The organism is Bacillus suaedaesalsae, assembly GCF_016890225.1.
Lineage (GTDB): Bacteria > Bacillota > Bacilli > Bacillales > SA4 > Bacillus_BS > Bacillus_BS suaedaesalsae.
Map to the genome: position 1 here is coordinate 1 of NZ_JAFELM010000028.1, position 13328 is coordinate 13328.

At 31.9% G+C, this 13328-nt stretch carries 19 protein-coding genes and 1 pseudogene; 1 reads left to right on the forward strand and 19 read right to left on the reverse strand.

Annotated features, from left to right (window positions below):
* Positions 1-804: 804 nt before the first annotated feature.
* Positions 805-1836, reverse strand: a complete 1032-nt coding sequence (locus tag JR050_RS08895) for an LD-carboxypeptidase (RefSeq protein WP_204203156.1) — start codon at positions 1834-1836, stop codon at positions 805-807.
* A 600-nt stretch (positions 1837-2436) separates the two neighbouring features.
* Here JR050_RS08895 and JR050_RS08900 point away from each other — a divergent pair.
* On the forward strand, positions 2437-2946 hold the full coding sequence (locus JR050_RS08900) for a CBO0543 family protein (RefSeq protein WP_204203157.1): 510 nt from the start codon (positions 2437-2439) through the stop codon (positions 2944-2946).
* Between the two features lie 291 nt (positions 2947-3237).
* Here JR050_RS08900 and JR050_RS08905 read toward each other — a convergent pair whose 3' ends face one another.
* From JR050_RS08905 to JR050_RS08990, 18 genes and pseudogenes are all read right to left on the reverse strand, one after another.
* Entirely contained in the window at positions 3238-3735 is a 498-nt protein-coding gene (locus JR050_RS08905) for a hypothetical protein (RefSeq protein ID WP_204203158.1), read from the reverse strand.
* Positions 3736-3997: 262 nt separating this feature from the next.
* Positions 3998-4453, reverse strand: a complete 456-nt coding sequence (locus JR050_RS08910) for a GNAT family N-acetyltransferase (protein ID WP_204203159.1) — start codon at positions 4451-4453, stop codon at positions 3998-4000.
* A 308-nt stretch (positions 4454-4761) separates the two neighbouring features.
* The gene (locus JR050_RS08915) at positions 4762-5280 is read right to left on the reverse strand and encodes an NUDIX hydrolase (protein ID WP_204203160.1); all 519 of its coding nucleotides are present in this window, start codon (positions 5278-5280) and stop codon (positions 4762-4764) included.
* A 126-nt stretch (positions 5281-5406) separates the two neighbouring features.
* The gene (locus JR050_RS08920) at positions 5407-5601 is read right to left on the reverse strand and encodes a DUF6366 family protein (RefSeq protein WP_204203161.1); all 195 of its coding nucleotides are present in this window, start codon (positions 5599-5601) and stop codon (positions 5407-5409) included.
* A gap of 133 nt (positions 5602-5734) precedes the next feature.
* On the reverse strand, positions 5735-5923 hold the full coding sequence (locus tag JR050_RS08925) for a hypothetical protein (RefSeq protein ID WP_204203410.1): 189 nt from the start codon (positions 5921-5923) through the stop codon (positions 5735-5737).
* 185 nt (positions 5924-6108) lie between these two features.
* A complete protein-coding gene (locus JR050_RS08930) occupies positions 6109-6411 on the reverse strand; it encodes a hypothetical protein (RefSeq protein ID WP_204203162.1) in 303 nt (100 codons plus the stop codon).
* Between the two features lie 119 nt (positions 6412-6530).
* Positions 6531-6935, reverse strand: a complete 405-nt coding sequence (locus JR050_RS08935) for an NUDIX hydrolase (protein WP_204203163.1) — start codon at positions 6933-6935, stop codon at positions 6531-6533.
* A 75-nt stretch (positions 6936-7010) separates the two neighbouring features.
* The gene (locus JR050_RS08940; protein ID WP_204203164.1) at positions 7011-7463 is read right to left on the reverse strand and encodes an NUDIX hydrolase; all 453 of its coding nucleotides are present in this window, start codon (positions 7461-7463) and stop codon (positions 7011-7013) included.
* Positions 7464-7543: 80 nt separating this feature from the next.
* Positions 7544-8035: a DUF1572 family protein gene (locus JR050_RS08945; RefSeq protein WP_204203165.1), complete on the reverse strand. Its 492-nt coding sequence runs from the start codon at positions 8033-8035 to the stop codon at positions 7544-7546.
* Between the two features lie 23 nt (positions 8036-8058).
* Positions 8059-8622 carry a D-glycero-alpha-D-manno-heptose-1,7-bisphosphate 7-phosphatase gene (locus JR050_RS08950; protein ID WP_204203166.1) on the reverse strand — a complete coding sequence of 188 codons (564 nt, stop codon included), beginning with the start codon at positions 8620-8622 and terminating at the stop codon, positions 8059-8061.
* A gap of 120 nt (positions 8623-8742) precedes the next feature.
* Entirely contained in the window at positions 8743-9372 is a 630-nt protein-coding gene (locus JR050_RS08955) for a zinc dependent phospholipase C family protein (protein ID WP_204203167.1), read from the reverse strand.
* Between the two features lie 172 nt (positions 9373-9544).
* Positions 9545-9664 (reverse strand): annotated as a pseudogene (locus JR050_RS08960) (GNAT family N-acetyltransferase); the annotation flags it as partial.
* Positions 9665-9804: 140 nt separating this feature from the next.
* Entirely contained in the window at positions 9805-10341 is a 537-nt protein-coding gene (locus tag JR050_RS08965) for a phytoene desaturase family protein (RefSeq protein WP_204203168.1), read from the reverse strand.
* On the reverse strand, positions 10311-11075 hold the full coding sequence (locus tag JR050_RS08970) for a phytoene desaturase family protein (protein WP_204203169.1): 765 nt from the start codon (positions 11073-11075) through the stop codon (positions 10311-10313). Before JR050_RS08970 ends, JR050_RS08965 begins: the two co-directional genes overlap by 31 nt.
* Before the next feature lie 35 nt (positions 11076-11110).
* A complete protein-coding gene (locus JR050_RS08975; RefSeq protein ID WP_204203170.1) occupies positions 11111-11281 on the reverse strand; it encodes an FAD-dependent oxidoreductase in 171 nt (56 codons plus the stop codon).
* Positions 11282-11498: 217 nt separating this feature from the next.
* Complete coding sequence (locus JR050_RS08980) at positions 11499-11888, reverse strand: hypothetical protein (RefSeq protein WP_239454235.1); 390 nt, start codon at positions 11886-11888, stop codon at positions 11499-11501.
* A gap of 387 nt (positions 11889-12275) precedes the next feature.
* Positions 12276-12494 (reverse strand): hypothetical protein, encoded by a 219-nt coding sequence (locus tag JR050_RS08985; RefSeq protein ID WP_204203171.1) that lies wholly within the window; start codon positions 12492-12494, stop codon positions 12276-12278.
* Positions 12495-12745: 251 nt separating this feature from the next.
* Positions 12746-13078: a hypothetical protein gene (locus tag JR050_RS08990; protein ID WP_204203172.1), complete on the reverse strand. Its 333-nt coding sequence runs from the start codon at positions 13076-13078 to the stop codon at positions 12746-12748.
* Between the last annotated feature and the right edge of the window lie 250 nt (positions 13079-13328).

The following is a 13328-nucleotide window of genomic DNA, read 5'->3' on the forward strand; positions in this document are numbered from 1 at the left end:
TTCCCTTTAGTTCAACAACCATTGTTTCCTGTAGCTTAAGTGGTAACAACTCCTCCTTATTCCCACCCCTAGAAACAATCTGTTGAATAGCAAGTAAGATTAAAATGCTGATAAATTCTAAGAATCGAAGAATAGGATAAAGGTCAGGATTTCATAGATTTCAATCATTACTATAACAGTGATTATTATTTCAGCAATAGCAATAAAATACATTGATTTATTTAATCTTTTCTTATGAACCAAGTACAATAGAAAAGCAATCAATACTGAAATTATAAGTGAAACAATTGACGGAAAAATTAGAAACTTACCAAATTGTAAACTAAAATTTAAATTACCAATTAGAAAAAAATAAAAGAAGATATAATTTACAAAAGAAATAAATACTATAAATTTCATCTTAAAAAAATTATCTAATATTTTCATCTGTTCCCCTCCTTTTAAATAAAAAATAATAAACTGCCTTTTTTATATAATCTTAGAAAATTGACCAGTAGAATAACTGGCCAACTAGAAAAAGCTATATTTAATAAACGACCTCTCTAATCTTAACCTTGTTCAACTATCCTTACCCTTTAGCTCAATAAGTGAATCAAACAAAAAGGTGCATTAATCCTGCTCTTGGACAACGCACCAAATTAGTTAATGAGACAAAGTTCATACTAATTCCGTTATAAATATCTTGGAAAATTCACTCTCAAGGATTATTCGGCTTAACTTCTATAAAAATCATCAACGATCCCATATCAATTCTAATACTCGCAAATTCCCTAACAAAAATAAAAATAGAGATTGGTAAGTTAATCATTCCACTCCATTTTCTAAAATGGTGAAAGTCCTTTTTTCACAATTAATTTCTGCCTTTGAGCCATATGGCAATATAAATTTCGGTTCGGTATGACCAAAATTTAAGTTATAAAGAATTGGCAGATCTTCCAGACCAAATTCCTTCATGACATTTAGAATTTCTTCTTTATACTCGTCATAATACTTCTCATCTTTTGGTTTACCAAAAATGATTCCATTTGCTTTTCTTAGAATGCCTTGTACAGCATAATTTCTTAGCCAATACTTAATTAGATCGGGTTCTGGTTTGTCTTCCGAAGTTTCAAAGAAAAGTATGCTATTTTCCCAATATTTCTCTTCTGGCCAAAGTTCTGTTCCTTTTGCAAACTCTAAGACTTCAATACAACCACCTATCAATTGTCCTTGTGCCACACCTGATCCTTGAAGTACCTCGTAACCTGAATTTTTTCTCATCGTCCGTCGGAGTTCCTTATTCTCTTCTATCCATTCTAATCGCTCACTAGTCCATTCATTAGCCGGATGAATTTCGCCAATAATCTCATTTGAAAAAATCGTTCGATTTACCATTTCAATCGTATATGGATTCATTTCCACGTTTTCAGCAAAATCGGTTAATATTGCTGGTCCATAAAAAGAAGAAATTCCTGCTTTATGACAAAATAAATGAGAAACAGTCACATCAGAATAACCCATAAAGATTTTCGGATTTTTACGTATCACATCGAAATCAATATACGGAAGTAAACGAATACTATCTTCTCCGCCAATATTTGCGATGATTCCTTTAATACTCTCATCCTTAAATGCCGTCATCAAATCTTCAGCACGAGCTTTTGGATTTTTATAAAGATATTCTCCTCCTTTCATACTATTTGGCATTGGGATAACCTTCAGACCAAAAATTTCCTCTAATCTATTCACTCCTTGTTCATATCTCCATCTTAGTTCCGGTTCACCCGCTCCTCCCCAAGAAGGACTTACTGTTGCAACACGATCTCCCGGCTGCAATTTTTTCGGCTTAATTAACACATTAACTCCCCCCTTATAAACTCTATTATTTATGTATGTACTATGGATTTAATTTCTATATAATCTTCAAATTACCTGCTGCTATACTAGTATATGACATGATTTTGTGTAATGTAATTAAAGGACTTCTTTTCAACTAAGCATACCCGTTAGTCGAAATAAATTACTTTTAAACAACGATGCCAACAATACGTCTTATACGTTTCTTGCTATATTTATCTCACACTTTTATTACTGACTGATCCATCTCCCAATCTTGCTTATTTAATTCTCTTATTATGAAAGCTGCTTCTATTTTTTATTTCTGAGTCATTTCTTCTCGTTCAATAAATATAAATTCCTCACCAAGTTCCTCTGGGAAAAGGTACCTCCACCATTCAGTTCATCGTGGTAATTTTTTAAGTAGTATAAAAATGTCTCGATACTCATAAAGGTCTTCTTTGCTATGTTCAATATTCGAGGGGAGAGTATTTTAATTTTCATCGTAGTTAATAAAGGTGCTTTTTAATAATGCACAGTTTCTTCGTAATGCTTTATAAATTAAATTTCACATAAAAATTTAGAGTTATGCCAACCTATATCCAAGGAGGTGAGATACTTATGAATAATAAAGTAGATAAATCAATTGAATTATCAGCATGGATCATAACGTTGCTATTATTAATTAAATATGTTCCTAAAAACAGAATACGGGAAGCTCATATATCCTTTTTGTTTAAACAAGTCATTACATGGCTTTTCGGTTTACTTGTAGTTGAAAAAAATCTAATTTCTTATCCTAATCGTCTATTCTTTAAAAAAGCAATCAAATCTAGCTTTACATTTGAATACTTTGTTTATCCTGCCTTATGTTCATTATTCAATTTATATTATCCAGAAAAGAGTAATAACGTTGCAAAACTAATTTATTTCTTTATCCATACATCAATAATCACAGGTTTCGAAATAATTGCTGTTAAATACACTAATATAATTAAGTATAACAATTGGAAATGGTATTGGAGCTTTATTACAATATGGTTAACTTATTACATATCACGTATTTACCACAGATGGTTTTATAAAGATAAATCTAAAAACAAAAGAGTTTTTTACAATATTTTAAAATAATTAAAGGAGTAGACCGTAAATTTAAAATTTCCTACTCTTTTTTTGTTGTACCATATGAGTCTACTACGTAATAAGAAATGACGAGTTCTCATTGCACCATCCTTATCCTTTAATGAAATAAGCGAGCTATGATTAGCATAAAAACTAATTAAGAAATCAGAGAAACAGTTAATTATTACGAGTTAGTCAAATTAGAACGAAAAAGCCATATCATTGATATGACATCCATTTAGTTCTTGCTTCAATACTGCTAATCGTTATTTCCACTAGCCCATCTCGTGTTTCCCTTCCTTACTTCTTCATATGTTCTATCAATTCAAAACCATTCATATTTCTAATTGATACGATTTTGCCATTGTCATCTATATTAATTCTTCCAGTTATAATCTCCGTATTAGTTTGATCATCTTTGCTGTATTCCACTTTAACTTCGAAGTCGTATGCTTTATTTTGGCTTTCTGCCTTTTGAATTTCAATTTGTAATGGTTTTAATTGATACCCATTCGCAGTTGCTTCTCTTAGCCAAATTAAAACGAGATTAGATCTAATTAATCTATCTAAGTCTGTAACGAGTGGCTTATAATTCTCTTCTAAGTACGATTGTAATTCAGGCGGATATGCACTTTCTTGCTCAAGTGCATTTATTAGTTCATCATTAGGTCCTGTGAATTCATTTTCCAAATAAGTTTGGATTGTTTTCACATTCCTATCACTTTCTTCCGAATAACCTGCAATAAAGATAAAGACGGATATTAAAACAGCGATACTAAAAATCCCAATTTTCCTCATATATGCACCCCCTTTTATAATTCTCACTAATAATCTACGAACTAGATAAGAATAAGTTTCATTCCAATATAGTTAAGCTCATAATAGTATTGTACATAGGAAATATATGCTTCTTTATTAAGTTATCCTTCCCCTTTAGTTGAACAGATTCTATAAATATAGCGTCAATCCCATCCAGGTCAATGTTATAAATGAGAACTTCTATTTTCTAGTTTTGAATAAGAAAAGGGACCATATAGGTCCCTTTCTCTGCATTTTATTACTACACATTTATATATTTGATAACAGCCATTTCTTTTCCAAACCTGTCACCATTATCAATAAATCCTAAACTGGAATATAACTGGTGAGCTCCCTTATTTTCCGGATGATAACCAACTGCAATTTTTTTGGCATTAGGTAATTTACCTATTTCAGAAATCATTAACTCGGTTGCCACTTTACCTACGCCTTTACCTTGGAAATTCTTATCAATCATTATTCGATATACCCAATAAGAATCAAGTTCTTCTTTTACTGAATTATACATTAAAAAGCCTACTACCTTATCTTCAAAATAAATAGCATAAGGTTTTAAGGTAGGTTCGAACTTTGATTGAGAAATCGAAATTGCATTTGATTCTATATACTCTTTTTGCTCATTTAATAATTCTAATTTACAACATTCATACCAGTTTTCTACATTCACTTCTAAAAGTTTGATATTAGTTTTTTTCACAGATTTTCCCCTTTCAAATATGGGGACACTAAACAATCCTGTTACTTAGCGTTATCCCCTATAAACTTAACGATAAGAACTCTTGTTTTGTTTGTCATAATGACCGCCTCCATAAACAAAATTGTCTGTTAATAATACTACATTTATCATAATACCATAAATTATCGTAAAAAAATTTGTTTATTCCCTGTTAAAATAACATTCTCCTTTAATTCAATAAGAATATTCACTATTCCTCTTTCAATTAGATGTCCTTTTTCAACAATTCTTCACGTTACTACAATGGATATGTTTGATTTATTGCACGTTTAAAGACGAATAGAGCCATAATGATGTCGACCATCAAATAGAAACGCAATGATACTCTCATAATATGGTATAAATTTTTTTAATTCGATTAGCTTTATGATTTCCTCTTTAGAAGCCCATTTGGCTGCTTGTACCTCTTCTTCCTGTAACGTCAATTCATTTAAATTAATATCATATTCAATTAAATAAAAATCATCAAAACCACGTTCAAAATTAATAGTGAACTGTGGACGAATCTTTTCAAAGTTATAATGAATCCCCAACTCCTCGAATAACTCTCTTGAAGCAGCCTGCTGACTTGTATCGCCTGCAACCGCACTACCACCACAAGTTATATCCCAAAGGTTCGGCCATCCTTGCTTAAAGGGCTGACGTTGCTGAATGAGCATTTCACCTTTTGAATTAAATATACATACGTGTACTACTAAATGAAACTCGTCTGGTGTCATTTCATCTCCACGAGTTATTTGTTTCTCTATTTTATTACGATGCTTATCAAATAAATCCCACTTTTCCATTGCTAAACTCCTTATGTATACTTTTGTAACAAGATTTCTAGTATACTATATAATTATTTATATTAATGAGTTTCATAGTAAATATTTAACTAATTTGGAATATGTAGATAAATCTTTCCTGTTACTTTAATAAGAACATTGTGACAGTATTGCAAATCCTATGATGATTATTAATACCGTAAAAATTTTAGTGAGACAGCCACCTTTTACTAATACTAAAGGATCTCCAATCATTGAACTGTTAATTGCATCAGAGTAATTGCCCATAGGATTGTTTTCAAGCTCTTTTCTCCGCATTTTTTCTTGGTCATCTATACTCACTAAACCATCCCCTTCGATATTCACCTTTAATATGAATTATTAAATGAAAATGTTTTTGTTTCACTATACATGCCCTTATGTAAAAACAAGCGTTAATCTCTAAGAGATCAACGCACTGATTAATAACCTAATTTTAGAAATGCCCTCCACCACTACCTTTGTTATCTCCCATTACATAATTCGAATCTTCACCAGGCTTGGCATTTGGATTAGTTGGTATGTGAGGATTATTCTTAATTTTTTTATTTCGCTTGTCTATAAGAAATGCAATCAACAAAACCGCAAGAATGAACAATAAAATAAACCACATTATTAACTTCACTCCTTCACCCTTTAAGTTAAATTTTAACATTAACTCAAGCGAAGTGACATAAGATTCTGATTTTAACTAAAACATCCGTTACTTTAAGTATAATTCTTCACAAGCAACCCTTCTGGTTAACAAGAAATTGTTACTAAATAACTTAGAATAGATTAAAATCTTACTTAGAGTTGTTTTTAGAATATTTACTGAGGTTTTGAAATTGATCTTACCTTCCATAAAAGAATACCCATTGACGCTATGATTAAAATTACTCCAAAAGTTAAAAATGTATAACCTGTTGCCATTGCATCTGTCCAATGGACACCATCATCATTAAATTGAATGCCTAAAAAGGTTATTGCAATACCTTCTCCATCTAATATTGGAAATCCATTTTCACGAGATTGAAACATTGAATATAATCTTTCAACCGCTCTAAATTCATAAATTGCTGCTACACCTATGACTAATAATATATTCTGAATTAACACTGTTTTAAGTTTCATACTATCCCCCTCAGTTATGGTCTTACAATGTTAAACAATCCTGTCCATTAGCTCATTATATAAATTCAATAAGTAGGTGGATTTAATCCTTATAAAATTAATCCACCAAATGTTTTTAATTATGAATCAAAGATATAAATATTACTAAATTTATTATTAAAGGCATCTTTTATTCTTTTTATGTTCCAGGGATGAATTTGAGTCGGTAATTCATTTCTATTAAAGAAGGCTAATTTTTCAATTTCTTGATTTGGTCTCCATTTTATTTGATCTATTAATTTAACTTTGAATAACAGTACCAAATCATCTTTTAATGGTGAAGAATAAACGCATATTAGGTTTTCTACCTCTACTATACATCCAGTTTCCTCGAACACTTCTCGAATAACACCTTCGATTGGTGACTCGTTCTTTTCTAAATGTCCTCCGGGTAGTGTCCAATTTCCTGACCCATAATTAATCTTTGTTAATAATATTCGTTCATCATTATCAAATATAGCAGCAAATACTCCAACTGTTGGCATTTTTTATCTTCACCTCTATATTTAATATTAAACAAACTAAACGTTATTCCTTCTTCCACTAAACTTACCGTTAATTTAATAAGAAGTACTTATAAATTGATTTATTATTGGTAAATCAGGTGGACTAATGTTTGAAGGAAGTTCGATGACCTTAAAAAACTTCAATTCTTGTACTTCACTTTCTTCTTTTTTCAATAGACCATTATAATCACTACATACATAGGCAGCTACTACATTATATACTTCATCCCCATGTGGATACTTATAGTAAAATTCAGCTCCAGAGTAGACATTAAATAATTTTATTTTTTTTGCAATTAGCCCTGTTTCTTCAAATAGTTCTCTCTTCGCAACTTGTTCAAGTGTCTCACCTATTTCCAAGGAACCACCAGATAACCCCCAACAATTATTATCTTTGCGAAGTTGTAATAGTATCTCGTTATTTTTATTAATTAGGATCACACAAGCCCCAGCCATTATTAGAGGACGGCTACCAACCAACTTTCTTAATTCCATTATATAGCCCATATTTATCCTCCATCTTTATCTAGTTTACTATTTTACGTTACTTCTTTACCTTAACCTTACATATTAATAATTCATCAATGTTATTTCTTTCTGGGTATCGAAGTTGTAATATAATCTTTGTTGAGCTTCATTTTTCCAATGTATAAAATCTGTCCGAGATGTTCCGAAAAATGAGTAGAACATTGTAACAAAACATCCAAAACAGTTACATTATTGTTTCGAACTTTTTGTAGCCTTAATAGGCCCTCGCAAGTTAACTTCTTAATTGTTACTTCCAGGAAGTGAAAATTTCTTTGTATTAGTTCTATCACTTCCTTTTTACTTAAAGTTTGATTAACATCAAACTCTCCATCTCTATCTCTATTATCTTCAAGACCTAAGATTCCAGCCTCAATCCTTTGATGTATATTGCCCGAAATATGCAACACCAAGTTTGCTATGCTATTACTTTCCTCATTCGGCCTCCAATTTAATTTTTCATCATTAAGTTGCTCGATAACGAATAACATTCTGCTTTTAATTTGGTCAAATTTTAATAAAAGATTATTTAATACTATTTGGTTTACGTCCAATTTTATACTCCTTTGCGATTATGTTATTCTGCTAGTCTATGTAAGTCATTAGTAATCCATTTAACTGCTTCCACTAAATCTACTGCAATATGATCTGGTTCAACGTCTTTCCATTTATCGCGATGTGTAGTGAGGGAATGCTCTCCCCATCCCGTTTTTACTAAGACTTTTTTTGTCCCTGCAAGGTTAGCAGCTATCATATCTGAACTACCTGTATCACCTACAACATAACACTTACTAAGATTTAAATTGTATTTTTCTTGTGCTTTTAACAATAGACCTATATTAGGTTTTTGACATTCACAACCATCTTCAGGCTTATGAGGACAATAGAATATATCATCCAAATAGGCAGCATGCTTTGCTAACTCATCTTTCATCATCTCAAAACCTTGTAATAATTCTTCTTCAGTAAAATAACCTCTTCCTACTCTAGTTTGGTTTGTAAAAAGGAACACCTTTATTCCTAATTCATTTAGCTGTCTTATGGATCTTGCAGAGAATTCATACATTAAAAATTCAAATGGATGTACGCCACCACCAGTACCACCAATTGTCCCATCACGATCAAGAAATACAGCTTTCATACTCAGCACCTCTTTCTACCCTTAATTAACCTTCGAGATTACAGGAAACTAAAGCAAATTATATTTTTGTAATAATTCTAGTACATTCATTTTATCTCTCTTCAGGTGAATTTTACTATATTAAGGAACCAAATAGTTAATATTTTCAATAACTTTTATAGCCTTAGACTTTGACAAGTTTATGTACTCAACTATATCTTTGAAATTATAAACTTCGAGTTTGCAATCTATATTTTCTTCTATAATTTCGAAGTCTACATACATTTCTTCTATAAACTTTTGTAGATCTTCTTGGGTTATGTCGTCTATTAATCTTGGGAGAGCATCAATTTTCAACCAATCCTTTAGGTAGATCATATTATAATGGCAAAGTAATTTGGTATTCATCTTTCTAAAATCGGAATACCATCTTTGTAGAAAATTAGGATCTAAATTTTGCTTCTGTTTCACCTCATATGGGTAGTAGATATATTCCATCCACATGCTGTCCGAAATTAAATGAGTTAAGTATCCTAATGAATAATCATCTATTTTTTCTGATATGTATGTATCAATGTATCTTTGGTAGTTTACTTGTCTAGTTCCTTCAACTACATTTCCTTCAAAATAGTGAGTACTCACTTTTCTTTCAAATGAGAAAGCAGCATCAGGAGCTATTGAACCAATTAAAAATTCCCCTTTGTTTCTTAGAAAAGTAAGTTCAGAAGCCACTAACTCGCCAATTATTAAATGCATCAATCTAGAACCCATACAACCCCTCCTTAATAAATAGCACTTTATTTTATTTTCAACAAAAAAGCTCCATTTCCTTTATTCTGGAAATAGAGCAAAAACAAACCTTCCCTATACTTCAAAAAGAACGTTCGAAAATCCTTATTGATCATCACTTCATTTATTTAAGTGGAATCCTCTTTCACAAAGTTTACTTTATTATTGAATAAATACAAGTGTCAGTTAGCTTGCTACCATCTGCGGATAAATCATCATTTCTTAAGGTTCCTTCTAGTTCAAAACCTAGTTTTTCTGGGATCGAACGACTTTTATATTGACCCAACTTTTACTATCTTTTGTGGAATTTAATATAAAGCGACATAGTACATCAAATATTTCATGTCTAATTGTTCAACCGATATTAAATGTGCATTCTCTCGAGAATTAACCTCCAGAATATTTACCATACTTTTATAAATCCTGTTCTTTGTTAATTGCCCGTGCAGCATAATAACCACTAAGTGATGCTGACAATGTACCTGGGGCAGGAAAAACTTGTTCTCCAACAATATAAAATCCAGGTAGACGAGAACGTACGCCTTTTGGCTTTAAGATGGCATTCTTTACGGTTAACGGAAAACCACCTACCCCCATCTTACCGATAAACCTTTCATACGTTCGTGGTGAGCCCGATTCGGAATATAGAAGGTGTTTCTTAACGGGAATGATTCGGTCAACTTCATGTATAATGAAGTTCGTCAGTTGTTCTTTTTTCACCTTGTAATCTTCTTTCGAATGAGATTTCCATACGTCAGCATGCGTATGAACCGATATCGTCATGGTTACTTCTTGCTCAACTTTATTACCGTGTGTATCTTTTGTAGGATGAAATGTAACGTAAATAGGACTGTGAATTGAATACTCCTCTTTCATGTGCTTCGGAACAATTTGATAAGCAAACGGAAGTTTTCGATTCTTTAAACTTTCATGTTTGATAGTTTCTGACAAAATAGAATCCACTCGAAATGCTCCCCATGTAAACTCTCCTGTCTCTGCATAGCTGGTACCACTCCAAATGAAACTCCGGAGTTGTTAATTATATAGTTAAAGGACGCTGTACATTTCTTACTTTCAACACGCCATTTTTTCTGTTGCTCATCAAAATGTATGTTTTGTACAGGTGACGCTAACACAACCTTTCCACCCAATTCCTCAATTTTTTCAGCCAAAGCTTTACACAGTTGTCCTAATCCACATTCTAGTGAAAAGCTGCCCTTTCGATAAATAGATAAAGCAACGCTTGATGGCAGCATGGCCGCTTTTTTCACGTCAATCTGTACAGCATCAAGCAGCTGCGCATTTAATAACTCTCTTAAAGGTTCATATGAATTCAACTTAAATTTCCTCATGAAGTCTTCAACTGTCCATGTAGCGTATCGTGCTAAACGAAAAATAGAAGCAGGGTTATGAATCGCATATCGTGGAAGTTTGCCAAAATCATATACTCTCCGAATTGGCAATGATACCCCACTTTCCGTGACCGCTAATACATCCTGACTAAGTTTATGTAATTCGTCCCAAAAAGCGATAACCTCACTCTTTTTTTCAGGAAATGCCTGCTGTAGCTCTCTTTCCCACTGGTGTCCATCCTTATAGATGGAAACTTTCCTATCTGATAATATAACATCCATTGGATGTACTAGTTCATCAACAGGAAGGGTAATTTGTAACTCATTCAGCATCCTTCGAAGTAATCCTTGCTCTTCTAATCCGAACGCTATAGTTGCTCCGGTAGGAACCTTCTTCCTTTTCGAACATACCAGCCTGCAGATCCACCAACAGTTGTCGCCTTTTCTACTACCGTTACATCGAAACCCGCTTTTCCTAAATATGCTCCTGCTGTTAATCCGCCAATCCCTGCACCTATGATGCAAACCAAATTAGACATCTGTAATTCCCCTCTTCTTCACTCGTATCGTCAAGCAACCCGGCAACCTATTAAATTCATCCTCAGTGTAACCTTTATTAAATTGGAATAGTATTTATAATGTGTTGTCTCCTATATTAATTCCGTTGAAACGAACACTAGCTATACAAAAAAATAAGCATGACCCTTTTCGGACACATGCTCACTTACACTAGAATGATAAAATTAAGAAATAATCCTATGATAAAGCAATAAATAGACATAATATGAAAGTAAAACCAGCTAATGGTGTCATAATATATCTTTCTTTCTTACTTCGAGATAGTAGATTTGCTATAGTATTTAAACCGAGGAAAATTGTAATAACCCATACTAATATATTTGTAGATAAAAAGTCTAAACCATTAATGATATTCGTATGTTGTAGAAATACAAAGCCTATAAATATGAGAATCAAAGCATTAACAACACTCACTATACGGAACTTATTAGGTAAAACCTTATAATATCCACCCATTGCAAATTCACCATAGGGAAATCCAAGTGAAAGTAACACCTGAAACACTGCTATTGACACGCAAAAAACCGCAATAATGATTGAAGATATGTTGATTAAATCCAATTCCATTCATTAACCTCCTACTATTAATTACTTCTTTTGTTTTCCTTACCAGATAATTCTTTTAACAATAATCATTTAGATTCTCATAAATTTGAAAACAAGACTGGATAGTATAAACGATACTACTATTATTAATGGTGTAACAACAAAGGCAGCCAACAAATTTGTTTTGTAGTTGAGTGGAACAAATGCATCCCATATCTCAGCTACTACTTTCCACAAAACACATAATATTAAAAAGGTTATGCCTAAATAAATAGCTTTTTCAATGATAATTTTCATCAATTCTTCATTTCCCTTTTATTTACTTTACTAGTTAATTCTATATTTAGTTCTATTTTCCTCTTCAATATGAGAAGGAGATCCATGCTCCCTTTACTTGAATAGCGTTCTTTATCTCTTGACGAATGACCATATAAATAAAAACCATAGAATAATAGCAATAGCCAGAACAAATAATTTCAAAACAGCAAGTTCGCCTAAAATCATTAAAACCACAATTACACTAAATAAAATTGCTAGTAGTAAGGAGGTTTTTACTTTCTTTTTTTTCGCTAAGAAAAACTGCCAAATACAAACTACAATTCCAATAACAATCAATAAATTATACATAGCTTTTAAACTCCCTTTAACCTTTTCGAAGAAACCTAGATACAAGTACAATTGAATACATAAGTAATAATTCCAGAACAACTGCTATTAATATCTTAGTCTCTAACACTTTGATTACATGTATTTTCCTACTAAAATACTTCTTCACAATAAAAATCCTCAGTCCTACGATCGCAACAAATCAGCATATAATTCAACTTAATCCTTTACGATTCAACGCCCCTAATAGCTAACCTCACTTTAGTCCAACATTACGTAGATACCTTCTTATAAAAATACCTTATTACAAGTAAATAGATTGGAAATAGGATAAGTACAAATGAGATATTGAATAACCAGGGGATGGTACCCATATATGCTTCTCTTGAAACTTGATCAAACCAACGTATGATTGCAAATAAGCTTATTATGCTTAATACACATAAGACATTGAATCCAATAGTAAATTTCTTAGTTATCTTAGCCAACAAAAATCCTAATACTCCGCAGCATAGTGCTGCAGCTACTAAAAATAAAGTATACCAATTTAAGATTTCTTGAATCTCCATTTGATTTGCAAACTCTCCAATTTCTTCAAACTCCACTTTCCTTCTCTCCCTATCAACGACAATGTAATTACTATTATTCTACAGAAAAGAACACTATCCTTTAGGATAAGTAGTTCAGTTTTGGAGTACAAAATAAGAAATATCAACACTTTTACCATACGAATTCCTAACATTATTCGTATGCTATTATTTTTTATTGATTTAAAGGCACTTCCTTCAATAATTCATTGTTTTTCATAGTTAAATTAGCATACCTTTTTACCAGAATGAAATATATTTTGTAGTC

Excerpts from the sequence above, each read along its gene's own strand:
- JR050_RS08900 (WP_204203157.1), top strand. The coding sequence starts at position 2,437 with ATGAATAATAAAGTAGATAAATCAATTGAATTATCAGCATGGATCATA.
- JR050_RS08905 (WP_204203158.1), bottom strand. The coding sequence starts at position 3,735 with ATGAGGAAAATTGGGATTTTTAGTATCGCTGTTTTAATATCCGTCTTT.
- JR050_RS08915 (WP_204203160.1), bottom strand. The coding sequence starts at position 5,280 with ATGGAAAAGTGGGATTTATTTGATAAGCATCGTAATAAAATAGAGAAA.
- JR050_RS08930 (WP_204203162.1), bottom strand. The coding sequence starts at position 6,411 with ATGAAACTTAAAACAGTGTTAATTCAGAATATATTATTAGTCATAGGT.
- JR050_RS08935 (WP_204203163.1), bottom strand. The coding sequence starts at position 6,935 with ATGCCAACAGTTGGAGTATTTGCTGCTATATTTGATAATGATGAACGA.
- JR050_RS08940 (WP_204203164.1), bottom strand. The coding sequence starts at position 7,463 with ATGGGCTATATAATGGAATTAAGAAAGTTGGTTGGTAGCCGTCCTCTA.
- JR050_RS08950 (WP_204203166.1), bottom strand. The coding sequence starts at position 8,622 with ATGAAAGCTGTATTTCTTGATCGTGATGGGACAATTGGTGGTACTGGT.
- JR050_RS08955 (WP_204203167.1), bottom strand. The coding sequence starts at position 9,372 with ATGGGTTCTAGATTGATGCATTTAATAATTGGCGAGTTAGTGGCTTCT.
- JR050_RS08970 (WP_204203169.1), bottom strand. The coding sequence starts at position 11,075 with ATGCTGAATGAGTTACAAATTACCCTTCCTGTTGATGAACTAGTACAT.
- JR050_RS08975 (WP_204203170.1), bottom strand. The coding sequence starts at position 11,281 with ATGTCTAATTTGGTTTGCATCATAGGTGCAGGGATTGGCGGATTAACA.
- JR050_RS08980 (WP_239454235.1), bottom strand. The coding sequence starts at position 11,888 with ATGGAATTGGATTTAATCAACATATCTTCAATCATTATTGCGGTTTTT.
- JR050_RS08985 (WP_204203171.1), bottom strand. The coding sequence starts at position 12,494 with ATGTATAATTTATTGATTGTTATTGGAATTGTAGTTTGTATTTGGCAG.